The organism is Pseudomonas sp. LAMO17WK12:I10 (genome assembly GCF_900215185.1).
GTDB lineage: Bacteria > Pseudomonadota > Gammaproteobacteria > Pseudomonadales > Pseudomonadaceae > Aquipseudomonas > Aquipseudomonas chlororaphis.
Window position 1 is genome coordinate 29,674 of record NZ_OBDX01000016.1, and the last position, 23,427, is coordinate 53,100.

At 64.6% G+C, this 23,427-nt stretch carries 20 protein-coding genes and 1 pseudogene; 4 read left to right on the top strand and 17 right to left on the bottom strand.

Features of this window, described 5'->3' with window-relative positions; translation table 11 throughout:
- Nucleotides 1-81: 81 nt before the first annotated feature.
- The gene (locus tag CRO75_RS17980; protein WP_081360325.1) at nucleotides 82-642 is read right to left on the bottom strand and encodes a lipid-binding SYLF domain-containing protein; all 561 of its coding nucleotides are present in this window, start codon (nucleotides 640-642) and stop codon (nucleotides 82-84) included.
- Between the two features lie 441 nt (nucleotides 643-1,083).
- Nucleotides 1,084-1,962, bottom strand: a complete 879-nt coding sequence (locus CRO75_RS17985) for a LysR family transcriptional regulator (RefSeq protein WP_009044778.1) — start codon at nucleotides 1,960-1,962, stop codon at nucleotides 1,084-1,086.
- A gap of 182 nt (nucleotides 1,963-2,144) precedes the next feature.
- Between CRO75_RS17985 and ampC the strand changes: the two genes are divergently transcribed.
- The gene (ampC, locus tag CRO75_RS17990) at nucleotides 2,145-3,320 is read left to right on the top strand and encodes a class C beta-lactamase (RefSeq protein ID WP_097137204.1); all 1,176 of its coding nucleotides are present in this window, start codon (nucleotides 2,145-2,147) and stop codon (nucleotides 3,318-3,320) included.
- A 181-nt stretch (nucleotides 3,321-3,501) separates the two neighbouring features.
- Complete coding sequence (locus CRO75_RS17995; protein ID WP_097137206.1) at nucleotides 3,502-4,056, top strand: UPF0149 family protein; 555 nt, start codon at nucleotides 3,502-3,504, stop codon at nucleotides 4,054-4,056.
- Nucleotides 4,057-4,134: 78 nt separating this feature from the next.
- On the opposite strand, the gene CRO75_RS18000 is transcribed toward CRO75_RS17995, so the two are convergent.
- From CRO75_RS18000 to CRO75_RS18025, 5 genes are all read right to left on the bottom strand, one after another.
- Nucleotides 4,135-4,518, bottom strand: coding sequence for a hypothetical protein (locus CRO75_RS18000; RefSeq protein WP_097137208.1), 384 nt, complete (start codon nucleotides 4,516-4,518; stop codon nucleotides 4,135-4,137).
- 561 nt (nucleotides 4,519-5,079) lie between these two features.
- Nucleotides 5,080-5,538 (bottom strand): glycine zipper 2TM domain-containing protein, encoded by a 459-nt coding sequence (locus CRO75_RS18010; RefSeq protein ID WP_097137210.1) that lies wholly within the window; start codon nucleotides 5,536-5,538, stop codon nucleotides 5,080-5,082.
- Nucleotides 5,539-5,552: 14 nt separating this feature from the next.
- Nucleotides 5,553-5,981: a hypothetical protein gene (locus tag CRO75_RS18015; RefSeq protein WP_097137212.1), complete on the bottom strand. Its 429-nt coding sequence runs from the start codon at nucleotides 5,979-5,981 to the stop codon at nucleotides 5,553-5,555.
- 27 nt (nucleotides 5,982-6,008) lie between these two features.
- Nucleotides 6,009-6,686: a DUF3313 domain-containing protein gene (locus CRO75_RS18020; RefSeq protein WP_097137214.1), complete on the bottom strand. Its 678-nt coding sequence runs from the start codon at nucleotides 6,684-6,686 to the stop codon at nucleotides 6,009-6,011.
- A gap of 46 nt (nucleotides 6,687-6,732) precedes the next feature.
- Nucleotides 6,733-7,968, bottom strand: coding sequence for an OmpP1/FadL family transporter (locus CRO75_RS18025; RefSeq protein ID WP_239990604.1), 1,236 nt, complete (start codon nucleotides 7,966-7,968; stop codon nucleotides 6,733-6,735).
- 287 nt (nucleotides 7,969-8,255) lie between these two features.
- Between CRO75_RS18025 and CRO75_RS18030 the strand changes: the two are divergent.
- Nucleotides 8,256-8,943: pseudogene (locus CRO75_RS18030) on the top strand (transporter); the annotation flags it as partial.
- A 172-nt stretch (nucleotides 8,944-9,115) separates the two neighbouring features.
- On the opposite strand, the gene CRO75_RS18035 reads toward CRO75_RS18030, so the two are convergent.
- The 9 genes from CRO75_RS18035 to CRO75_RS18070 all read right to left on the bottom strand — a co-directional run bounded on the left by CRO75_RS18035 (nucleotide 9,116) and on the right by CRO75_RS18070 (nucleotide 20,515).
- Entirely contained in the window at nucleotides 9,116-11,596 is a 2,481-nt protein-coding gene (locus CRO75_RS18035) for a TonB-dependent siderophore receptor (RefSeq protein ID WP_097137219.1), read from the bottom strand.
- A 103-nt stretch (nucleotides 11,597-11,699) separates the two neighbouring features.
- Entirely contained in the window at nucleotides 11,700-12,659 is a 960-nt protein-coding gene (locus tag CRO75_RS18040; RefSeq protein ID WP_097137221.1) for a FecR domain-containing protein, read from the bottom strand.
- Nucleotides 12,656-13,177 (bottom strand): sigma-70 family RNA polymerase sigma factor, encoded by a 522-nt coding sequence (locus CRO75_RS18045; protein ID WP_007923435.1) that lies wholly within the window; start codon nucleotides 13,175-13,177, stop codon nucleotides 12,656-12,658. Before CRO75_RS18045 ends, CRO75_RS18040 begins: the two co-directional genes overlap by 4 nt.
- 126 nt (nucleotides 13,178-13,303) lie before the next feature.
- Nucleotides 13,304-14,182: an alpha/beta hydrolase gene (locus CRO75_RS18050; protein WP_097137223.1), complete on the bottom strand. Its 879-nt coding sequence runs from the start codon at nucleotides 14,180-14,182 to the stop codon at nucleotides 13,304-13,306.
- Nucleotides 14,175-15,404 (bottom strand): LLM class flavin-dependent oxidoreductase, encoded by a 1,230-nt coding sequence (locus CRO75_RS18055; protein ID WP_177409762.1) that lies wholly within the window; start codon nucleotides 15,402-15,404, stop codon nucleotides 14,175-14,177. The genes CRO75_RS18050 and CRO75_RS18055 overlap by 8 nt, the downstream gene beginning before the upstream one ends.
- Nucleotides 15,401-17,044, bottom strand: a complete 1,644-nt coding sequence (locus CRO75_RS18060; RefSeq protein ID WP_204856406.1) for an ABC transporter ATP-binding protein — start codon at nucleotides 17,042-17,044, stop codon at nucleotides 15,401-15,403. The genes CRO75_RS18055 and CRO75_RS18060 overlap by 4 nt, the downstream gene beginning before the upstream one ends.
- Nucleotides 17,041-17,892, bottom strand: coding sequence for an ABC transporter permease (locus CRO75_RS33130; protein WP_204856407.1), 852 nt, complete (start codon nucleotides 17,890-17,892; stop codon nucleotides 17,041-17,043). Before CRO75_RS33130 ends, CRO75_RS18060 begins: the two co-directional genes overlap by 4 nt.
- Nucleotides 17,889-18,881, bottom strand: a complete 993-nt coding sequence (locus CRO75_RS18065; RefSeq protein ID WP_097137229.1) for an ABC transporter permease — start codon at nucleotides 18,879-18,881, stop codon at nucleotides 17,889-17,891. Before CRO75_RS18065 ends, CRO75_RS33130 begins: the two co-directional genes overlap by 4 nt.
- Complete coding sequence (locus tag CRO75_RS18070) at nucleotides 18,878-20,515, bottom strand: ABC transporter substrate-binding protein (RefSeq protein ID WP_097137231.1); 1,638 nt, start codon at nucleotides 20,513-20,515, stop codon at nucleotides 18,878-18,880. Before CRO75_RS18070 ends, CRO75_RS18065 begins: the two co-directional genes overlap by 4 nt.
- Nucleotides 20,516-20,811: 296 nt before the next feature.
- On the opposite strand from CRO75_RS18070, the gene CRO75_RS18075 reads away from it, so the two are divergent.
- A complete protein-coding gene (locus CRO75_RS18075; RefSeq protein WP_097137233.1) occupies nucleotides 20,812-22,182 on the top strand; it encodes a tetratricopeptide repeat protein in 1,371 nt (456 codons plus the stop codon).
- Between the two features lie 3 nt (nucleotides 22,183-22,185).
- Here the strand turns inward: CRO75_RS18075 and CRO75_RS18080 are convergent, their stop codons facing one another.
- Nucleotides 22,186-23,184, bottom strand: coding sequence for a P1 family peptidase (locus CRO75_RS18080; RefSeq protein WP_097137235.1), 999 nt, complete (start codon nucleotides 23,182-23,184; stop codon nucleotides 22,186-22,188).
- Nucleotides 23,185-23,427: the final 243 nt, after the last annotated feature.

Genomic DNA, 23,427 nt, shown 5'->3' on the forward strand with positions numbered 1-23,427 from the left:
GCGCCTGGGTGAAGGAGCCGCCCGTTAGACCGCCCTGACGCGAAACGCTTGAAAAGATCAAAACCCTTGCCAGGTTTTTTTTCAGCGCTTGATCAGGGAAATCTTCGTTCCTTCGATGCTGACCCCGGCCATCAACCCTTGCTGGTCGAAGATGAACGCGTAGGCATCGTCCTTCAGCGTCGAGGTCGAAAGATTCTTCGCTATCCCTTCGTCAACCACGACAACGGTTGGCCCCACGCCGACCTCCCAGCCCTTGGTCTTGCGCACATAGTTCAGCGCTTTTTCGGTCATCAGGAACACCGCATAACCGTACGACTGGGCGCCGGCCTGCAGCCCCCATGACCCGGTGACGGAGTTGTAGTAATTCTCCACTTTCTGGCCTTTCATCAGCACGCCTTCGCCATAGCTGCCACCAAACACCAGGCCTGCCTTGACGATTTTCGGAAAGACGAGCACCGCTTTGGCATTGTGCGAAAGGCTTTCGGCAGACGGAGTGGCCTTATAGAGGATTTGCAAGGCTTGCCGGGAATCGGCATTCAAGTCCTCGGCGGTGGCCGCACCTGCAGTGTTCAACAGGCTCGCTGATGTCAGTGACACCGCCGCCAGGACGATCGATAGGAAGAACCGCATTGATTGAGTCATTTTCGTACTCCTACGCGAGAGGAGCGGATGTGATCAACGGTCAGCGCCTGCACCAGGCAGGACCCGAACCTGCTTGAAGTTCTCCGGCTCCCCCTGAAGTGTGCTGCATGTACTACCGGCAGAATCACCACCAGCACTGCAAGCCAGCAGGATGGGAGTGAATCCGTTTATCAAGGGTCGCCAGTCGGTATGAAGCGGCCTGGAGGCCCTTGATCGGTTGACCATTGCGTCTCGGCAGGGTTCGCCGCCAGCGGCTGCTTTTTTATGGGTTGCGGCCAGGCATGAATGGCCGGAATCGATTGTGGATTCAGTCGGTCGATGCAACACACCAGACACGGTGTAAACAAGCCGGTCGAAGATCAGGATCCAGGCTCACAAGGGGGTCGACGGGTGCAGGTGCTGATGACCGCGCTGCAAGGCTGAGTCGAAAAACGATCGCCTTCAGCCCTCCTGCACGGTCCCCAACAACCATTCCTTGAACGCCAGCATCGCCGGGCTCTGCGCCCGGGACTGCAAACGGGTCAGCCAATAGCTGCCAGTAGTGATGCCCACCGCGAACGGCTGGACGATGCTGCCGGCGTGCAATTGCCGGGCGAACATCAGCGGCGGCGCCAGGGCCACGCCTATGCCCTGCTGCGCGGCTTCCATCATGCCCAGGGACGAATCGAAGACGATGCTGCGCGCAGGCAGGGTGCTGGCCGGCAGGCCGGCGGCGCTGAACCATTCCGGCCATTCGTCGGTGCGGTAGGAGCGCAGCAGGGTCTGGCCGAGCAGATCGGCGGGGCTGCGCAGCTGTCGCGCCAGTTCCGGCACGCAGAGCACCGACAGCGGCGCCTCCAGCAGCTGGACGGCATCGGTGCCGTGCCAGGCGCCGTTGCCGAAACGGATGGCGTAGTCCAGGCCTTCGGCGGCGACGTCGACCCGGTTGTTGTGGGTCGACAGGCGCAGGTCGATAAACGGATGGCGAGCCTGGAAGTCCTCCAGGCGCGGCAACAACCAGCCGACGGCAAAGGTGCCAACCGCGCCGACGCTGAGCATTTCGCGGTAGTGCCCGCCTTCGAAGCGGCCGAGGGTTTCGGCGATGCGGTCGAAACATTCGCACAGCACCGGCAGCAGGGTTTCGCCCTCGCTGGTCAGCATCAGCCCGCGGGGCAGGCGTTTGAACAGGGTCACATTGAGCTGGGCCTCGAGGCTTTTCACCTGATGGCTGACCGCCGCCTGGGTCACGCACAGCTCGATGGCCGCGCGGGTAAAACTCAAATGCCGCGCCGAAGCCTCGAAGGCGCGCAGGGCATTCAGCGGCAGATGGGGTCTGATCATGACCACTCCCTAGTTTTTCTAATGGCTCCTGCGAAATATCGTCGTTTGCCGATCCTTCGTCGGCCGCCTACATTGAGCCGGCTCGCAGCGCGCTGCTCCCTGACTACAAGGGCAGGCGCGGGCAAAAGCCGCTCGGAGTGCAGCGGCCATCACTCTGCAAAATCATGGAATGCCTGCCCATCATGCACAACAAAAACCTAGCCCTATCTGGATTTCTCACCCTTTCCCTGCTGCTGTCCGGTGCCAGCGCCTGCCTGGCCGCCAGCCCGCCGGACAGCGCGCTCAAGCCCCTGGTCGACGCGGCGATCCGCCCTTTGATGCAACAACAGGACATCGCCGGGATGGCGGTGGCCATCACTATCAAGGGCCAGCCCCATTACTTTAACTACGGCTTGGCCTCCAAAGAAGAGCAGAAAGCCGTCGACGCCGACACGCTGTTCGAGGTCGGTTCGGTGAGCAAGCTCTTCACCGCGACCCTGGGGGCCTATGCCCAGGCCAGCGGCAAACTGTCCCTGAACGACCCGGCCAGCCGCTACCTGCCGGCATTGAAAGGCAGCCCTTTCGAGCACATCAGCCTGTTGCAACTGGGGACCTACAGCGCCGGCGGCCTGCCGTTGCAGTTCCCGGAACAATGGGACAGCCAGGACAAGATGCTCGGCTACTACCAGGGCTGGAAACCGGCCTTTGCCCCCGGCGCCCAGCGCCTGTACTCGAACCCGAGCATCGGCCTGTTCGGCTACCTGGCCGCGCAAAGCCTGGGGCAGCCCTTCGAGCAACTGATGGAGCAGCGACTGTTCCCGCAGTTGGGCCTGCAGCACAGCTATGTCCAGGTACCGAAGTCACAGATGGACAATTACGCCCAGGGCTACGGCAAGGACGGCAAGCCGGTACGGGTCGGCCCCGGCGCCCTGGATGCCGAGGCCTACGGGGTCAAGACCAGCGCCGCCGACCTGCTGCGTTTCGTCCAGGCCAACCTCAAGCCCGAGTCGCTGCCGCAACCCTGGCCGCAGGCCATCGCCCTCACCCACACCGGCTATTACCAGGTCGAGGGCATGACCCAGGGCCTGGGCTGGGAACTCTACCCTTACCCGCTCAGCCTGGACGCCCTGCTGGCTGGCAACTCGTCGCAGATGGCCTTCGAACCGCACCCGACCCGCTGGCTCACTCCGCCCCAGGCACCACGGGCCGATACCCTGCTGAACAAGACCGGTTCCACCGGCGGTTTCGGCGCCTATGTGCTGTTCGTGCCCGGCAAGGACATCGGCCTGGTGTTGCTGGCGAACAAGAACTACCCCAACGCCGAACGGGTGAAGGTCGCCCATGCCCTGCTCAAGGCACTGGATGACGCGCAACCCTGAGAACAACAGCGACCGAATCGGTTAACGGACCGGTCGCTGGAACGACCAGGAGCGCGTCACAGCTATGACAACGCGCTCCGTGACGATGATCGGCGCTGGATAAAAGCCGCGGAACGCGCCATCCTCCGCGTCTTTTTTCCGCGCAGCCCCTGGGGCGCACGTTTTTCCAAGGACCCCCTCCATGCACAACCAGCCGCTCAGCCCCGCCGAGTTCGAATTCATCGAAGACACCCTGCTCAAGTATGGCGACGACCACTCCGTGCTCAACCTGGCCGAGCTGGACGGTTTTTGCACCGCCCTGGTATCCGGCCCGGCCCAGGTGGACATCGCCGAATGGTTCCCGGCCATCTGGGGCGGGCAGAACCCGGACTGGCAGGACCCCGAGGAGTGCAAGCGCTTCATCGAGCTGAGCGTGCGCCATCTGAACGCCCTCGCCACGGCGCTGGCGAGCGACTCGGCGAGCTTTCAGCCGCGTTTCGAACAGACCGAGCATCAGGACCAGCCGCTGACGCTGGCGGAAGAATGGTGTTTCGGCTACATCCGCGCCATGGCCGTGAGCAACTGGCCCGAGCTGCCCGCCGCCCAGGCCGCCCAACTGCAAGCCATCATCACCTGCGCCGAACAGGACAACTTCGAACTGCCGGCCGACCTCGATCTGGTTCAGCATCGCCAGACCGTGGCCAGCATCGAACAGGCAGCCCGTGGGCTGCACGATTACTGGTTGGCGCAACGCTGAGAGAGGCCTGGGGGCGGGTCACTCGCCTGCCCTCAGGTTCCAGGCCAGCGAGCCAGGCTCCATCGTAAATAGTGCGGACTAGTTTCTTATTATCGTCATAGCTATGTATTCCAGGCCCAGGCTCGCCAGCAACCCGCCCATGATCCAATGCGAAATAATCAGTTTTCTTTTAAGAGGCTGAGGAAAGTTGTTTATCTCATCAGCATCCAACAGTCCCCTTCTAATGAAGAAGCCGGGGCATGCCAGATAACCCGCTACCCCCCCCACCATCATCCGACCCCAGGCCCCCATATACAGATAGAACCTGTTACCGGTGATCATCTGGCAGTTTTTGACGTACCCGAGCATCTCGTCCATCCGGATATATCCCCAATACAGGTAGACACCCATCATGGTGAACATGCCGAGAAAAGTTATTCCACCAAAAACACCCAGTACGATATGTGTCATAGTGATTACCATGCGCTCCTTCCTTCATAAATCAGCTTCCCCAGAAACTCTCCGGCTGGTTCTTCACCTTCACTGGCGAAATAGGGCTACCACCGTTCCGCAAAGCTTGTTGTCGAGCCGGCAATGACCTTGTCGCCCGTTGTGGGGGGGGTGCCTTTCCTGATTACAAAAGTCATGGGGGTACGTTCCTGCTGAGGGATGGGCCTCGAACGTAACGACGGGTATCAAGCTTCTGAATCAGGCGATCCTGAAATTCGAAGATCTGGGCGTAGCCACTGACGCCATCGCGGGCAGCCCGACTCCCGTTCGCGACTTAAAAGGGCAGGACTACTGAACACGTATATTCGGCCTCTTACTGCGGCATCGTTCGATGCAGCCCCCCTACCTGCATCACGCACTGGAGCAGTATTTCGATCAGTTCGACTTGCAAGCGACATCGGATGTAGTCAATCAAGTCGAGCGTCTGCTCCTCCGCATGATGCCGATACAGCGTTGCCGATATCCCAGCTTGCCGGTCTTCTCGGCTATAGCGAACAGAGTGTGTTCAATCGCAACCCGACCCATGCCCCAGCCTCAGCCGCCTTGCGGTACCACTCGGGCATCATTACCTGAGCCTTGGATATAAACATTCATACCTTTACCCAGGGATGGATTGATCGGCTGGGTAACCGATACCAGCACGCCACTTCTTACCCGCACGATGATCTGTTGCGCCTCTATCGGTTGGTCGTACTTTTTCTTCTCCGCATAATTGCCGCCGACAGCGCCCGCGAGCGCGCCTGCAACCATGGCCACATCGCGCCCGGTGCCGCGACCGATCAGACTGCCTAGACCGACACCTGCGAGGCCACCGAGAACGGCACCTACGCCACTGTCGTGATTAGTCTGCATCTGCGTCAGCGATATCTGCTCGATCTTACCTGAGCGAATCTCGATTTCACCGGCACCACCACCGGCTGAACCAACGGCGGCGCAGGCACTGATCAGCACAGTCACCAACGTGACCGTCAGCCAGGAAATGAAAGTATTCATTACAGTGCACCTCATTATTGGTATTTGATGGCAATGCCTTTGAGCTTGCGTCCCTGGATCGTTTCTATGTCACGGCTCCACAGCGGGCCTGTCACGTAGGCGGCGACGGGCTGAATGTGGTCGTAAACGACGACTACCGCGTCTGCGCCAAGCTTGGCAGCTTCTTCACGCAGTTTTTGTTCGACCTGGGTAATGGGCGGTGCCGGGGCGACCGTCGCATCGATCAGGATTTCACCCAGCTGCACGTTGGGGCGCGTCGGTTCTGCGCGTAATACCTGGACTTCGCTGGGTAGGGTCGGCGCTGGATGCTCGACCCCAACGTAAGCGGTCGTCTGCGCATCCACCGATGCGCAAGCGCTCAGCCCAAGCACACTGGCGATGAAGGCTGCGATGAGTAACGGTCTGTGCAATTTTGAGAATCGAAGCGATGAAGGAGTCCACATGTCAGCTACCCTTTGCTTGAGGTTTATTCAACTGCGGATGAACGCCCAGAGATCAGCATTCAATTTGTCGATCGCGGCTTTGAAATCCTTCGTGGTGATTTTCTCGCTCTCGTTCGAAAGCTGGCTGCCAAATACCTTGCGTACGACTTTGGCCACGGTCTGATTGGATTTCGCGTCGATGAACTCGGCTTCGATGAACAGGTTAGTGTCCTGATCCCGGTGACCGATGGCTGCCTGTGTGGCCCCGACTACGGCCGCGATCGGCACCACTTCATACCACTTCATGCCTTCGTTGGAAGCACTCACCCCAGTGATCGCTGCGCGCAGGATCAGGGGTTTTGACCCGGCCGGTACTGCTCTCTCGTTCGACACCACCCGGTATTTCTGGCCCAGCACGCCTTTGGCCTTGCTGCTCATGTAGTTCTGCAATTCGTCCAGCGTTTGCTGGTTGACCCGCTCGTTGGGTTTGGGCACCGGATAGAGTTCCAGCTTGTTGAACACCACCGTGTCGTACGCATTCGAATTCCAGGAGGGACTCACCCAGCGCATGGCCTTCTCGCCACTGGTGGTCGTCACTTCTTCGAGGTTGTTATAGTTGGGCAGAAAACCGGAGAGTTGGTCCCGTTCGGTGACTTTCGAGGTACAACCGCTGAGCAACAGACCGGCCAGTGTGGCGCCGACGAGCAAGTTTCGGGGCAAGTTCATAGTGGTGTGCTCCATGGATAAAGTCGTATTTTTTGGTAACAACGCTTCAGAATCGCCAGGTCATGTTTCCGGTCAAGACTTGAATCCAGGCGTTGTCGAACTGACCGGAAGTTCGAGTGCCAGACACGAATTTGGTCTGGTCCACCGACATGTCGCCAAGCCAGACCATGGCCCAGCTGACGTTGACATCGGTGTCCTTGTTCAGAGCATAGGTGGCTCCTGTCGCAATGCGCCAGGATTCGCCCATGGGCACGGTGAAGGTGCGGTTGCTGTCCGAGACGGCGCTGCTGTCATACGCCACGCCGACATTCCACAACAGTTGCTCGGTGGTCTGGTATTGCGCGCCGAGGGAGAGGTGCCAGGTGTCCTTGAAGTTGGCGTCGACGGTTCTCGATTGCGATTCGAACGCCGTGGTATCGACCTGCACGTCGATATCACCGAACTCCGACCAATCCTGCCAGTTGACCGAGGCGAGCAACGCCCATTGCCGGTCCAGTTGTTGGAACAGGCTCAGGGTGACAGTTTGTGGCACCGTCATGTCGAGTTTGGTATTGGTGTTGTTAACGCGCTCCAGCAGACGGCCGTCGCCTTTCACATCCAGCCGGTCTTCGAAGTCCAGATCAACTTTACTGGTGTAGGTCAGGCCAATGCGCGTTGCCGGCTGTGGGGCGTAAATCACCCCGACGTTGGCCCCATATCCCCAAGTGCCGTCCTTGTATTTGAGCTGGCCGTCCGCGCGGTCGGTGAAACCGAAAGGCGAACGGTCGATGGCGGTCTGCGCTTGCAACATGCCGTACATGGCTCTCACGCCAAGGCCCACCGACCATTGTTCATTGAAGCGGTAAGCCACGCTGGGCACCAGGGACAAACCGAGGAGGCTCGCGTTCTGCGCGAAGTAGCGACCGGACCATTGATTGTCGTAATTGACCGCCAGCCCGAAGTCGCCGTACTGGCCGAAGCCGACGCTCCAGTGGTCATCCAGTTCATGGCTGATGAAGAAGCTGCCGCCGGGAATCGGATCGAGAGCATTGCCACTGCCGCTACCCGTGACATTGGTGTCGTCGTGGCGATTGAACTTGAGATTGCCGTAGAGCACCTGCAAACCACCGGTGATCTGCGTGCCCGGCAGGTAACTCATACCGGCGGGGTTGCTTGCAATCGTCGAAGGACCTTGGGTCCGGGCGGCGGCACCGGCGTTGGCCAGGCCGGCGTTATCTGTGCCGATTTCGTAGAGAATGATGCCGCCAGCCCACGCTTGCTGACAGCACAACACAAGGAGCATAAGGGTGGGTGGGACAGTTATTTTGGGGGGCATAGGGTAACCTCGGCAAACATCAATTTTCGAATCAGGGTAGCTGACAGCCACCTTTCCATGGATTCATCAATAGGTGCCCCACGCCCCCTCTCAAGTCGAATTAGCAATAATCGAGAAAAGCTGAACTAAATTGAACAGGGCCGATTCGCACGCCTGTGGTCCAGGATAAGTAGTAGTCCATATTCTCAGTATCGAGAAAGAACTACTGATGAAAAAAAGCATTCACCCGCGCCTGTTATAGTTTTGGCAATCATTTGGCCCGAAATCGGTCCTCCAACGATAGTAACGATAGTCAGGCCGAACTGGCCAAACAATCACTGAACCCGGTTACCGCGCTCTACAGCGTGCCCATTCAATACAACTGGAACCAAAAACTTGGTCCCAGTGGCGAAGGCTACCAAAGCGTCACCAAAATCCAACCGGTGCTGCCATTCAGCTTCAACGACGAGTGGAATCTTATTTCCCGAACCATCCTGCCAGTTACAGATCAGCATGGCCTGGTACTTGGTGGGCAGGCGGACAAGTCGGGTATCAATGATGTGACCCAGAGCTTCTTTTTTTCACCCAAGCACCCCACGGCGAGCGGCTGGATTTGGGGGGCGGGTCCTACTGTGGTTGCCCTCAAATCAAGTAATGGCTGGACCCGCGGCGTTTTGGCCAACCACATCTGGTCGCTGGAAAATAGCCCGCCCGATGACAAAGACAAAATCAACCAAACCTTTCTTTAGCTACACCACCTATACCACCTACGGCATCAACACCGAATCCACCTACGACTGGCAAACCCGCGAATGGTCAGTGCCGATTAACCTGTTCGTCACCCAGCTGTTCAAAGTGGGTCATAAACCCATGAGCCTGCAAGCAGGTCCGCGCTACTGGGTTGACAACCCCAAAGATGGCGCTGAGGGCTGGGGATTTCGGGTAGCGTTTACGCTGTTGTTTCGTGTTTTAGGGAATTTCCGAAAGTTGTGCAGTCCCCAAGTCGCCCATCGGCGATGTGCTGCTGGATGCTCTGTGAAGCCTGGCGATGCCCAGGGATGGGTAGAAATCGGCTGAGCCGGCCGCAGACAAAAACGCCACTCCCGGGAGTGGCGCTTTTTATTGCCTGAGCGACTCAGAACTGCGCCTTGAGGGTCATGGTGAAGTTACGCGGATCGCCGTAGTAGTTGCCGAAGGTCTCGGTGCCGATGGTGGCGTAGTAGCGCTTGTCGAACAGGTTGTTGCCGTTGAGCGCCAGCGACCAGGTGTCGTCGATGCGGTAGCCTATGCGGCCGTTCCACACCGCGTAGCCGGCCTGGGTGATTTTTTCGCCGGTGGCCTGCGAGACCCGGAAGTTGTCGCTTTGCGCGTTGACCCCGGCGCCGATGCTGAAGCGCTCGAGCGTGCCGTCGAGGGCATAGTCGCCCCACAGGCGCAGCATATGGCGCGGCACATAGCTGTTGAATGCGGCGCCATTGAGCCTGCCGTCGATGTCGTCCAGGGTCTTGGTCTGGGTATAGGTGTAGCCGGCCAGCAGTTGCAGGCGCTCGATGACCTCGCCGCTGATTTCGGCTTCGAAGCCCTGGGCGCGGACCTTGCCGGAGTTCAGGTAGCAGTAGCCATCCGATGACGCACAGCTGGAGTTGTAGTCGGTCTGCGCCTGGTCCTTCTGCACGGTCTGGAACAGATTGAAGGCGCTGTTCAGGCGCCCTTCGAACCATTCGCCCTTGATCCCCAGCTCGTAACTTTCCCCCACCAGCGGCTTGAGCGCCGAGCCGCTTTCCGAGCGGTAGTTGCCTTGGGGCGTAAAGATCTCCGCGTAGCTGGCATAGGCGGTCAGGTTGTCGTTGAGGTCCAGCAACAGGCCGGCAAAGGGCGTGACCTGTCCGGTCTCGGTGCTTCTGGCGTGCTCCGAGGTGCCCGAGCTGAGGAACACCGAATCGCTTTTCGAGCGGTACCAGCTCACCCGGCCGCCGACGACGAAGGTCAGGGGTTCCGCCAGCTTGAGCCGCAGGGTCGAGTACAGACCGCGCTGCTCGGTGACGGTCTTCACCGGGCCACCGCGGGTCGAGTTCTCGATGAAGTAGTTGTCGTCCGGTTCCGGGATATGCCGGTCCGGGTTGAACACGTTCTGCCGCTGCGGCAGCAAGGCTACCGAGAAGAAATCGTCCTTGTCCGCGCGACTGCCGTTGACCCCCACCACCAGCTCATGCTGCAGGCCGAACGCGGTGAATTTGCCATCCAGGTAGGCATCGAGGCCGTAATCGACCTGGTCGTAGTCGTACATGCTGCCGAGCATGCCAGTGGTGTCGACGCCGGGGGTCACCGAGCCGGAGGCGAAGGCGTATTTGATGTCCTGGGTGTTCTTGGTGTAGACGCCGGCGACCTTCAGCGCCCAGTCGTCGTTGAGCTGGTGCTTGAGGTCGCCGAACACCGTGGTGCGCTTGCTGCGCCAGGTGTTCCAGGACGGATCGAGGCAGGTCGAGCGACTGAGTTTCAGGTCGCTGCCGTCCTTGTAGCGCGGCAGGCCGCCCCAGCACGGGTTGGCGTCGACGTCTTCATAGGCGATGCCCAGGCCGAGGGTGGTGTCGGGGCTCAGGTCGAAGTCGAGCGCACCGTAATACACCTGGTCCTTGCGACTGGCGTCGTCGATGAAGTAACGCCGGCTCTGCTCGGCCACCACCGCGCGGCCACGCAGGGTGCCGGACTCGTTGAGCGGGCCGCCGGTGTCGACCTGGCCGCGGTAGTTGTCCCAGCTGCCACCGGACAAGGTGACTTCGGTCTGCGGCGTGCTCTGGCCACGCTTGCGCACGAAGTTCACCCCGCCGGCGGTGCCGCCCGCGCCTTTCATCATCCCGGCGGCGCCACGGAGGATTTCCACCCGGTCGTAATAGGCCATGTCGCCGCTGAAGCTGTCGGCCTGGACATAGAGGTTGCCCATGTCCAGCGGCACACCGTCGTACTGATACTGGCCCGACATGCGAAAGCCGCGGGAGTAGAAATACTTGCCGCCCATGGTCGAGTCGTAGACGGTGATGCCCGGGGTCTTTTCCATGACCTGGTCGATGCTGTGCAGGTTCTGGTCGTCGAGCATCTTGCGGGTCATCACCGTCACCGATTGCGGGGTCTCGCGCAGCGAGTGCTGGCCCTTGCCGATGGTCACCGCCCCGGTGGTGTAGGAGCCGCTGCCCTCGGTGGTCGCCCCCAGCAACTGGCCGTCGATGTTGGTGGCGCCCAGTTCCAGCGCCGAGCCGAGCACCGGCACCGCGCGCAGCACATAGCTGCCGTTGGCCTGGGGCTCGGCGCGCAGGCCGCTGCCGCGCAGAATCCGCGCGAAACCTTCATCGACCCCGAACTGGCCCTTGAGCCCGGGCGATTGCCGGCCCTGGGTTTGCCGCGCATCAAAGGAAATCGCCGCCCCGGCGGCACTGGAAAAACGGGTCAGCACATCCACCAGGCTGCCGGCGCCGATGTCGTAGGCGCGGACCTGGCTCTGCTGCGCCGCGGCCCCTGTGGCCGGGTCGGCATTCGCCGAACAGGCGCTGGCCATGGTGGTTGCCAGCAAAGCGACTTTCACTGCGTTCGCCAGACGACCTGGCGCGTTCACCCGAGACATGCTCCCTCCCCCAAAACGGTCAATGACAACTCACTGAGGGATGAGCCGAACGGTGCGGTCGAAAAGTGCAGACGCCGCAGAATTTTTTATCCAAGGCACCTGTTCAGCGCGAATCGGCCCGGGCGACCTGGACCCAGAAACGGCTGTAGCGGGTCACGCGCAAGGCAAACCCACTCTCCAGCGCCGCCAGGGCGAGGTCGGTGTCGTCGATGGGAAAGACCCCGGACACCTTCAGGTCGCCGATGGCCGGGTCCCAACGCAGCACGCCGGGGCGATAGCGCGACAGGTCGTTGAGCAGAGCCGCCAAGGGCCGGTCGATGGCGATGATGCTGCCCTGCTGCCAGGCGCCCACTGAGACATCGTTGCCCTGTGGCGTGCCCAGGCTCCGCTCGTCGAACGCCAACCGCTTGCCGGCCTCGACCCGCATCGCCGAACCACCGCCCGGCACGCTGACCTCCACCGCCTTTTCCAACACCGCCACCTCGCCGCCCCCGGGCTGGCTGCGCACGATAAAACGCGTGCCCAACGCCAGCACCTCGGCGTGGCGGGTGACCACCTTGAAGGGCCGCTGCAATGGATCAGGCGCGGTGCTCACCAGGATTTCGCCCCACAGCAGCTCCAGCACCCGCTGGCGCCCATCGAAGCGCAGGTTGACTGAGGTGTCGGTGTTGAGCAGCAGGCTGCTGCCGTCCGCCAGGCGCAATTCGCGGCGCTCGCCCACCCGGGTGCGGTAGTCGCACATCAGATTCTGCGCGGCCTGGCTGCGCCAGCCCAGCCAGCCCAGGGAACCGGCGCTGGTCAGCAGCAAGGCGCTGCGCAGCACTTGGCGTCGGGAACTCTTGCCGGCCTGGCTCAAGGTCGGCGCCGCCAGGGCGCCCGGCACGCTGGCCATCTGCTCGGCCACGGCGGCCATTCTCTGCCAGGCCTGGCGATTCAGTGGATCGGCCGCCAGCCAGCTGTCCCAGGCGGTCCGGTCGGTGTCGGTCGCGGTGCCGGAATGCAGGCGGGCATACCAGCGCGCGGCGACGCCGATGGCTTTCATTTCTTCGGCGGGCAGGCTCATGGGAGTTGCAACTGGATCTGCATCAGGCAGCAATGCTCCATGGCCTTGGCCATGTGGTTGTTCACCGTGCGCACGCTGACGCCCAGTTGCTCGGCGATTTGCGGGTAGGTCAGGCCACTGAACTGCGACAGGATAAAGGTCTGCTTGACCCGCGGCCCCAACCCTTGCAGCAGGCGGTCGATCTCCATCAACGCCTGGAACAGGATCGCCTGTTCCTCCGGCGATGGCTGCAGGGCCTCGGGCATGGCGGCCAGCACGTCAAGGTAGGCCTGCTCCAGCGAACGCCGGCGAAACAGGTCGATCAGCAGGCCCTTGGCAATCATCGACAGGTACGAGCGCGGCTCGCGGATGTCCAGCGCGGAGCGGGCCTTGATCACCCGCACGAAGGTGTCCTGGGCCAGGTCCGCGGCATCGAAGGCGTTGCCCAGGCGCTTGCGCAGCCAGCCCTGGAGCCAACCGTGATGGTCACAATACAGATCGTTGACAGCACTGCGTAAGGACAAGTCGTTGGCGGGCATGACGATGGAATAATTCGCGACTGATAATGACTCTCATTGTCATGTACGTCATCGTGGCTTGCAACAAATACCTGAAAGGCCAACCCGCAGCCCGCCGGCGGCAGCCGGGCTGGCCCCGGGCCCTGCTCAACCCTGGGCTGCAACCACAGGCCGTTCGAGACTCTCCAGCAACGCCTGGAACGCCGCCAGCACTTGCGCGGGCCGCTCCAGCATCAATTGATGGCCGCATTGCTCCAGCAACTGGAAGCTCCCCTTCGGCAATTGCCGGGCCAGGGCTTCGCCGCCGCTGGCCGGGGTCAGGCCGTCGCTGTCGCCGGCCAGTACCCGGGTCGGCAGGGCCAGGCCGGCCAGGGCCGTGGCGTCCGGCCATTGGGCGCTTTGCAGCAAGGCCTTGAACACATACAGCCGATTGCGCCGGGTCAGTTGCTCCTCGTAGGCCAGCAGCGCCGGGTCGACCGCGGAGTGCCAGGCACGCTGGCGAAAGCCCCGGGACAACAGCGGCCGGACAATTTCCAGGAGCCACGCCGGCAAGGCCATCAGGCCGCCGCGACTCAGGGGACGCTGCAAGGTGGTGCCCAGCAGCAAGGCCCCGGCGACGGACACCTCGGGCAGGCGTCGCGGCTGTTCCAGCAAGGCGCTCAAGGCCAGCCCGGTGCCGAAGGAATGGGCCACCAGCAGGTTCCGCCGGCCGGCGTAACGCTTGATGATCTGCAACTGGTCGGCCACCAGTTCGTCCCAGGCGTAGGCCGCGGGCTGGCGTGGTTTTTCGCTGTCGCCGTGGCCCAGCAGGTCCCAGGCCACCAGGCTGTAGCCCTGCTCGCCGAGGCTGCGCCACAACTCGCGCCACTGGTCCTTGTGCCCGCCGCCGCCATGGCCGAAGAACACCACGGTGTCGGCCTGCCGGGTGCCGGGCCGATGGGCCACGCTGAGGCGCCGGCCGGGGCGGATTTCCAGGAGTTCGCCCCGCACCAGGGGCAACTCGGTAAAGCTGTGCTGATCAGCCATGGGCGCTACGAACCTCTTCGGATACCAGGTAGTCGGGCCGGGGCAGGCCCAGATGATCGCGCAAGGTGCGGCCCTGGTAGGCGCGGCGGAACAGCCCGCGACGCTGCAGTTCCGGCACCACCTTGTCGACGAAACGCTCCAGCCCGCCCGGCAGGTAGGGCGGCATCACATTAAAACCATCGGCGGCCTCTTCGACGAACCACTGCTCCAGCCGGTCGGCGATCTGCCGGGGCTCGCCCACCAGGACCAGATGCCCGCGCGCCGCCGCCATGCGCAGGTACAGCTGGCGGATACTCAGGCCTTCGCGGCGGGCCACGCCGATCAGCAGCTCGCGCCGGCTGACCCCGGAATGGGTGGCCGGCAGCTCCGGCAACGGGCCGTCCAGGTCGCAGGCCGACAGATCGGCGCCGCCAGCGATATCCGCCAATAACGACAAGCCTACTTCAGGCTGCACCAGATCCTGCAACTGCTGATACAAGGCCTGGGCCTCGGCGGCGCTGTCGGCGACGATCGGCAGCACCCCGGGCATGACTTTCAGTTGGCCGGCATGACGCCCGTAATGGGGCAACAGGCCCTTGAGTTCGCGATAGAACTGCTGGGCGCCGGCCAGTTCCGGCTGCGCGGTGAACACCACCTCGGCATGGGCTGCGGCCAGCTCGCGACCGGCCCTGGAAGCGCCGGCCAGCACCTGCACCGGCGCCAGCCTGCGCTGCGCCCAGCGCTCGCGCACCTGGGCCAGGAACTCCCGGGCCAGGCCATAACGCCGGGCGTGTTCGAAATGTTCCGGGCGGCCGAAGTTGAAGGCCTCTTCGGCGTTGCTCGAGGTCACCAGGTTCCAGCCGCTGCGAGCGCCGCTGAGGGCCTCCAGGGAGGCGAAGCCAGCGGCCACGGTGTCGACGCTGTTGTAGGAGGTGGTGACGGTCGCCACCAGGCCGATGCGCCGGGTCACCGCCGCCAGCGCGCCGAGCAGGGTCAGCGGCTCGAAGTGTTCGGTGCGCGACATCCGGCTCAGCGCCTGGCGGCTGCCCGGCAGCATGGCCAGGGTGTCGGAGAGAAACAGCGCGTCGAAACACCCCCGTTCCGCGGTCAGCGCCAGCCGTCGGTAGTGCTCGAAATCCAGCCCGCCATCGGCCTGGGCCTCGGGGTGGCGCCAGCCGGCGACATGGTGCCCGGTGGCCATCAGGAAAGCATTCAGGCTCATCATCCCGCGCGACTGGCTCATGGCGCGACCTCGACCGCCCGGCTCACGGCCGGCGGCGCCACGGCCTGGGAAAAGCCCCGCAGCAGGGCCTGGGTGTAGGCATGCCGTGGCCGGGCCAGCAGGGTCGCCGTCTCGCCCTGCTCCACCACCCGACCGCCGCGCATCACCGCGATACGGTCACAGAGCCGGGCGGCCACGCGCAGGTCATGGGTGATGAACAGCAGGCTCAGGCCCAGCTCTCGTTGCAGCGCCTCCAGCAGTTCGAGAATCTGCACCTGGATCAGCGCGTCGAGGGCCGAGACGCACTCGTCGGCGATCAGCACCCTGGGTTCCACCGCCAGGGCCCGGGCGATGCCGATACGTTGGCGCTGGCCACCGGAAAACTCATGGGGGTAACGCTCCAGGGCGGTCGCCGGCAGGCCCACCCGTTCCAGCACCCGGCGTGCCTGCTGCTGTGCGTCCGCCTTGCTCCAGCCCTGGGCCAGGGGCCCGGTCATCAGGATAGTGCCGATGTTCTGCCGCGGATTGAGCGAGGCGAACGGGTCCTGGAAGATCATCTGCACGGCGCCGCGCAGCGGCCGCAGGCGCGCCTGGGACAGGCCGGCGACTTCCCTGCCCTGCCACTGGATACTGCCGCGATCCGCCTGTAGCAAACGCACCAGGCACCGGCCCAGGGTCGACTTGCCGGAACCCGACTCGCCGACGATGCCCAGGGTCTGGCCTTCGCGCAGCTCCAGGTCGACCTCGGCCAGGGCCCGGGTGCTGTGCCGCCGCCACCCGCCACCGCGGCGGCTGAAGCTCTTTTCCAGCTGCCGGGCGCTCAGCACCACGGCCGCCTCCGCCAGTGCCTGCCGGGGTTGCAGGGGCACCGCGGCCACCGCCTCGAGCAAGCGCCGGGTGTAGTCTTGCCGAGGCGCGCGCAGCACTTCGGCGACCGGCCCCTGCTCCACCATATGTCCTTTTTCCAGGACCAGCACGCGATCGGCGACCGCCTCGACCACGGCAAAGTCATGGGTGATGAACAGCATCGCCATGCCCTTCTCGCGCTGGATCCGCCGCAGCAGGTCGAGGATCTGCCCCTGGGTGGTGACGTCCAGCGCCGAGGTCGGCTCGTCGGCGATCAACAGCGCCGGATCGAACGCCAGGGCCATGGCGATCACCACCCGCTGGCGCTGGCCGCCGGACAGCTCGAACGGATAGGCATGCCGCAGGCGCGCGGGGTCGGGCAAGCCGACATAACCCAGCAATTCGATCACCCGTCGGCGCCGCGCGCCGGCGGCCTTGAGCCCATGGGCCTGCAGGGTTTCGTCGATCTGCCGGCCGACGCTCAGCAGCGGGTTGAGCGCACTCATGGGCTCCTGGAAGATCATGCTGATGTCGCGCCCGCGCAGCTGGCGCATGGCCTCTTCATCGCGTCCGGCCAGGTCCTGGCCACGAAACTCCAGGCGCCCGCTTTCCACTCGCAGCGGGCGCGGTAACAGGCGCAGCAAGGCCTTGGCCAGCATCGACTTGCCCGAGCCGGACTCGCCGACCACGCACAGGCATTGGCCGCGCCGTAATTGCAGCGACAGGTCGTGCAGCGCATGGCTGCGGTCGCCGCCGGCCGGCAGCGCAATGCGCAGGTGTTGGATATTCAGCAGCGCTTGCGTGCTCTGGCTCATGGTGGGGAATCTCCATTTCGACGGGCAGGTTCGAAGGCCACGCGCAGGCCTTCGCCGACACGATTGACCGCCAGCACGCAAAGCAGGATCGCGCCGCCGGGCAGCAGGCTCATCCACCAGGCATCGCGCAGCAGCCCTCGTGACGCATTGATCATGTAGCCCCAGCTCATGGCTTCGGGGTCGCTCAGGCCGAGGAAGGCCAGGGCCGCCTCGGTGAGGATGGCCGTGGCCATGACGAAGGTCATGGTCACCAGCAGCGGCGCCAGGGCATTGGGCAGGATCTGCTGGAAGACGATCGCCCAGGGCGACTGCCCCAGCACCCGGGCGGCCTGGACGAACTCGCGCTGGCGCAGGCTGAGGAATTCGCTGCGCACCAGGCGCGCCACCGCCGGCCAGGCCACCAGGGCGATGGCCAGCACGATGGAACCCAGGGAAGGTTCGAGGATCGCCACCAGAATCACCGCCAGCACCAGCTGCGGGATGATCTGGAAAAACTCGGCGATGCGCATCAGCACGCCGTCCAGCCAGCCACCGACATAGCCGGCGACAGCGCCCACCAGCGAGCCCGCCACCAGGGTTGCCAGGCTGGCCAGGGCCCCCACCGCCAGTGACACCCGGGCGCCATGCAACAGGCCGCTGGCCAGGTCGCGGCCCAGCAGGTCGCTGCCCAGCCAGTGGGCCGGGTCCTGGAACGGCGCGAGCATCGGCCGCGCGCTCATCTCCCAGGGCGCCGCCTGGGCGAGCCAGGGCGCGGCCACCGCCAGCAGGCTCAACAGCAGCAGGAACAGGGCGCCGAGCAGCGCCGAGGGCTGACCGATAAAACGCCGCCATGCCGTGGACGGGTTCATGCGCCCTGCCCTCCGGCGCCGATCCGTGGGTCCAGCAGGCGGCAGGCCAGGTCGGTCAGCAGATTGAAACCGACCACCAGCACCGAGATCAGCAGAAAGCCGCCCATCAGCACCCCGTAGTCGCGCTGGGCCAGGGAGTCGTACATCAGCCGGCCGATGCCCGGCCAGGAATAGACCACCTCCACCAGCAGCGCGCCGCTGGCCAGTTGGCCCAGCTGCAAGCCGGCGAAAGTCACCACCGGCAGCAGCGCGTTGCGCAGCACATGGCCCAGCAGAATGCGCCGTGGACGCAGGCCCTTGGCCTGGGCGGTATACACGTATTCCTGGTGCATCGCCTCCAGGGTCGCGGCGCGGGTCAGGTGGATGTACAGGGCCAGGAACAGAAAGCTCAAGGACAGGCACGGCAACAACAGGTGCCGTGCCCGGTCCGCCAGCCAGGCAGCGCCGTGCAGCTCGCGGGCGACCGTCTCCATGCCGAAGGCCGGCAGCCAGTCGAGGCTCACCGAGAACAGCAGGATCAGCAGCATCGCCAGCCAGAACGGCGGCATCGCATACAGCAGCAGGGCACCGTGGGAAATCACCCCGTCCAGCCAGTGCCGGCGCTGCCGGGCGCGGGCCGCCAGCACACCGAGGGTCACGCCGAGCAGCGACGACAGGACAAAGGCCGAGCCCATCAGGGTCAGGGTGGCCGGCAGGCGCTCGGCGAGCAGGGTCCACACCGGGGTCTGGTTGCGATAGGAGTAGCCGAGGTCGAGAGTCGCCACCTGGCCCAGGTACAGCAGCAACTGCCGGGCCAGGGGCTGGTCCAGGCCCATGGCGTGACGCAGGCTGGCGATGTACTGCGGATCGTCCACCCCGGCCTCGCCGGCCATCAGCAGTGCCGGGTCGCCGGGCGCCAGGCGGATCAACAGGAAGCTCAACACCAGCACCCCGACGATCATCAGCAGCGCCCGCCCCAGGCGCGAGCCGAAAAACAGCAGCCCGCTCATGGCGCCGGGGCGTCGAGGTAGACGCTTTCATAGTCTTCGTTGAGGCTGGTGGCGGTCTGCAGCAGGTTCTTGACCTGGCTGTGGTACAGCGTCGGGTAGCGCATTTCGAAGATCGGCGCGATCGGCAGGTCGCTGTTCAGCAGGTTCTCCAGCTGGCTGTAGAGCTTCTGCCGCTGGGGGCCTTCGGCGGTGTCGGCGACCCGGTTCCACAGGCTGTCCGCCGCCGGGTTGACGTAGCCGCTGACATTGGCGAAGGGCGAGGTCTTGAGGATGTAGTCCGAGCGGTACAGGTAGGCGTTGGTCAGGTACGGGTCGCCGATCTGGAAGATGAAGTTGTAGGTCAGGTCGAAGTCCCAGTCACTGACCCGCTGGAACCAGGTGGCGGCATCCGAGGTGACTACCTGGACCTTGAACCCCATGAGTTGCAGGGCCTGCTTGGTGTACTCGGCCAGGCGCTCCCAGGCGCCGCCCTTTTCGCCGTTGAGCAGGCGGATGCGCACCGCGCCGACGTCCACCCCGGACTCGGCGATCAGCGCCTTGGCCTTGTCCGGGTCATAGGCGTATTGCGGCAACTGCGGATCGTGGTACGGCGAGCTGGAGACAAAGGGCCCCTGGGCCACCCGGCCCGAGCCGAAGAAGATGTTGTCGACGATGAACGGGCGGTTCAACGCATAGAGAATCGCCTGGCGCACCTTGGGGTCGTTCAACGGCGGCTTGCGGGTATTGATCTGCAGGAACGCCAGGCCCGAGTACAGCTCCCAGCCCTGCTCCGAGGCTTGCACCCCGGGCAGCGCGCTCAGGCGCTTGAGGTCGGCGTAGTCGGCGTCGCCGCTGCGCAACACCTGCACGTCGTCGCGCTCGAAGGCCGCGGCCCGCGAGGAGCCGTCGGGGATCACGTGGAAGATGATGCCGTCCAGGTGCGGCAGGCCCTGTTTCCAGTATCGCGGGTTCTTCGCCAGCTTGATGTAGGCGCCGCGTTTCCATTCCTGGAACACGAACGGCCCGGTCCCCACCGGCTTGAGGTTGTACGGGTTGTTGCGAAAGTCGCTGCCTTCGTACAAGTGCTTCGGCACGATCGGCCGCAGGCCGCTGCCCAGCAGCGAGAGCAAGGGCGCGAAGGGTTTGTTCAGGTGGAAGATCACCTGCCGCGGGTTGCCGGTCTCGATCGACGCCACGTACTGGCTGAAGATGCTGGCCATGCGTTTGTCGACTTCCGGGTAAAAGGTCTTGAAGCTGAACAGCACGTCCTCGGCGCTGAACGGCTGGCCGTCGTGCCAGCGCACGCCTTCCTGCAGATCGAAGGTGTAGGTCAGGCCATCGGCGGACACTGTCCAGGCCCGGGCCAGCACCGGTTGCGGCTTGAGTTCGCGGTCGTAGGTCAGCAGGCCCTGGAGGATCTTGCCGCTGACGTACTGGGTCGACACATGGGTGACCACGCCATGCATCAGCGACGGCGGCTCGGGCTGGGCGATCAGGTTGAGCACGCCACCGTCCCGGGGTTCGGCCTGGGCGTTGCCGGCGAGCAGCGCCACGCAGGCCAGCAGGCCCAGGGCCGCGCCCTGGAAAGCCCGCCCCGTGAAAGCCAGGCGCAACGACCTGAGGCGAGACGGATGTCGATAAGGGTGACTGGGCATGCTGACTCCTTGGCAATGGTTCAGGGGGACGCCTTGCGGCGGCCCCTTTGCCGGGATTTAGCAAGGCCTGTGCCACTGCCTCGAAGCGCCCGCATTGCCTGGAGAGGGGCCGGGCATGGCCGCCAGGGGCCCGCCCTGGCACTGATGAAAAAGCCACAGCCCCGCCAGCGCACTGTGGAAAAAGCAGCAGCGCATTTGCGCCGGTTCGTGCCAAGGCCCGCGTACCGCGGGTCCGGGCCGGGCTGGCACAGGGTTTGCCCTGTACGGCTTCCTCCCTCCCCTGGAATGTGAGCGCCATGTCACTGGACTACCTGGGCAACCCCATCGACAGCGAAGCCCCCGCCGCCCGCCGGGGCCTGGATGACTTCATCAGCGGCTTCCTCGGCTACCACCCCCGCGCCGAAGGCATCCTGGCGAGCGCCGAGCGCCACCCCGAGTCGGCGCTGAGCAATGCCTTCGCCGGCATCCTCTTGATGTTCATCGAATCCCCCGAAGGGCCGCGGCTGGCCGAGCACTACCGCCAGCGCGCGGCCCAGGTCAGCGCGCCGCACCCTCGCGCGGCGCTGTACCTGGCGCTGTTGCAGGCGTGGATCGAGGACGACCTGGACCGGGTCCTGGGCCTCAGCGAGACCCTGCTCGAACGGTTCCCCCGCGACCTGTTCGCGGCCAAGCTCAATCAGTACGTGGAGTTCAACCGCGGCAACTGGCCGGCCCTGCTGCGCATCGCCCTCAAGGCCGTGGAAGCGACCGCGGAGGTCGCCCAGGGCCACGGCATGCTGGCCTTCGCCTACGAGCAATGCCATCTGCTCGACGAGGCCGAAGCCAGTGCCCGCCAGGCCCTGGCCCTGCAAGCGGACGAACCCTGGGCCCAGCACGCCCTGGCCCACGTCATGCTGACCCAGGGCCGCATCGAGGAAGGCATCGCCTTCCTGGAAAGCGTGAAAGCGCACTGGCAGGGGCTCAACTCGTTCATCTACACCCACAACTGGTGGCACCTGGCGCTGTTCTATCTGGCGCGCGGCGATGAGCAGCGGGTGCTGGAGATCTACGACCGGCATGTGTGGGGCATTCTGCCGGAGTACTCCCAGGACCAGATCGGCGCCGTGTCCCTGCTGGCGCGCCTGGAACTGGCCGGGGTCGATGTCGGCGAGCGCTGGCAGGCCCTGGCGCCCTACCTGCAAAAGCGCCAGGGCGACACCGTGCAACCGTTCCTCAGCCTGCAATACCTGTACGGCCTGGCCCGCGCCGGCAAACCCGAGGCCGGGCAACTGCTGGCCGCCCTGCGGGCCCGCAGCCGCCAGGCCCCGGCCTTCAGCCGCGCGGTCTGGGCCGAGGTCACCCTGCCCCTGGCCGAGGGGCTGCTGGCCCATGCCCAGGGCGATTCGGCGCAGGCCGCCGCCCTGCTCGCCAGCGCCCTGCCGCGGCTCAACGAAATCGGCGGCAGCCATGCCCAGCGCGACCTGTTCGCCCAGATCGAACTCGACGCCCGCCTGCGCTCCGGCGACTGGCTGGCCGCCCAGCAGAACCTGGAACTGCGCCGCCGCTACGACCCCTTCGACGTACCCACCAACCGCAGCCTGGAGCGGGTCTATCGCGCCCTGGAACTGCCCGCCCTGGCCCGCCAGGCCCAGGCCAGGGTCAAGCGGAGCCTGGCCCGTTCGCCCTAAGGGTCAGCGCGCCCGGCGCGCCTCGAATACCCCCCGGGCGATGGCCCGGGCCACGCAGTCGGCGGCGGCCGAACCGATGCAGCCGATCTGCACCTGGCGGCGCGGGCCGGCGCTCAACTCCAGCGCCCCGGAGGCCAGGGCGAATACCGTGTCGCCATCGAACGGCAGGTGCGCCGGACGCACCGCCCGGGCGATGCCGTCCTGGCCCATGATCGCCACCCGCTTGCACTCGGCGGTGGTCAGCCGCGCGGTGCTGGCGACCACCACCAGGGTGGTGTTGGCCCCGGCCTGCAGGCGGCCCATGGAATCCAGGCGCGACAGTTCCGGCATCGGGTCGCTGTTGTCCTGGTCGCCCCCGGGCCGGGCGCCGCCGAACTCACCGCCGATCTCCCAGGGCCAGGCCCAGAATGTCTGGCCGTCGGGCATGTACACCGAGCCTATGGGGTTGGCCACCACCAGCGCGGCCACTACCAGCCCGTCCCCGAGGTCCAGCGAGGCCGAGCCCAGGCCGCCCGGCAACACCCCGGCCATGGCGCCCCGCCCGGCGCCCACCGCCCCCAGGGCGAAGTCCGCGCCACTGTTGGCCAGGGCCTCGAAACCCAGGCGGCGATACGGCGGTTCCAGGCCCCATTGCTTGTCCCCGCCATTGGCCAGGTCATGCAGGACCGCCGCCGGCACGATGGGAATCGCCGGCGCCCCGGCCTTGAGGTGCAGGCCGACATTGTCCTGGGACAAGGCCGCCGCCACCGCGTCCGCCGCGCCCAGGCCGAACACCGAGCCACCGGCGAACACCAGGGCGTGCAACTGGCCGACCATGTTCTGCGGCTCCAGCGCCGCCGATTCGCGCCCGCCCGGCCCGCCGCCGCGAATGTCGATGCTGGCGGTCCAGGCGCCGTCGGTGCGGATCACCGTGACCCCGGTGTCGACACGCCTGTCGGTGGCGTGCCCGACCCTGATCCCAAGGATGTCGGTGAGCAAGTTGCGAGGACCCGGCTGCGGCATGGAAAAGCTTCCTGAATAGGCCAATGACGTTGGCGACCCCGCTACCCAGCAAGTGATGTGCCAGCCCCCTTGCCCACGGCCCTGTCCAGGCGTCCGCCGCATCCCGTGCCGCCGGGCCGGGCACTGCTGACAAAACAGCACCGGGGCCAGCCGCCCGCCCCGGTTACCCGCCCCTGTAGAAAAACCAACAGCCTGGGCCGGCACTGTTAGAAAAGCACCATTCGCCTGTCGACGAAAATCTCA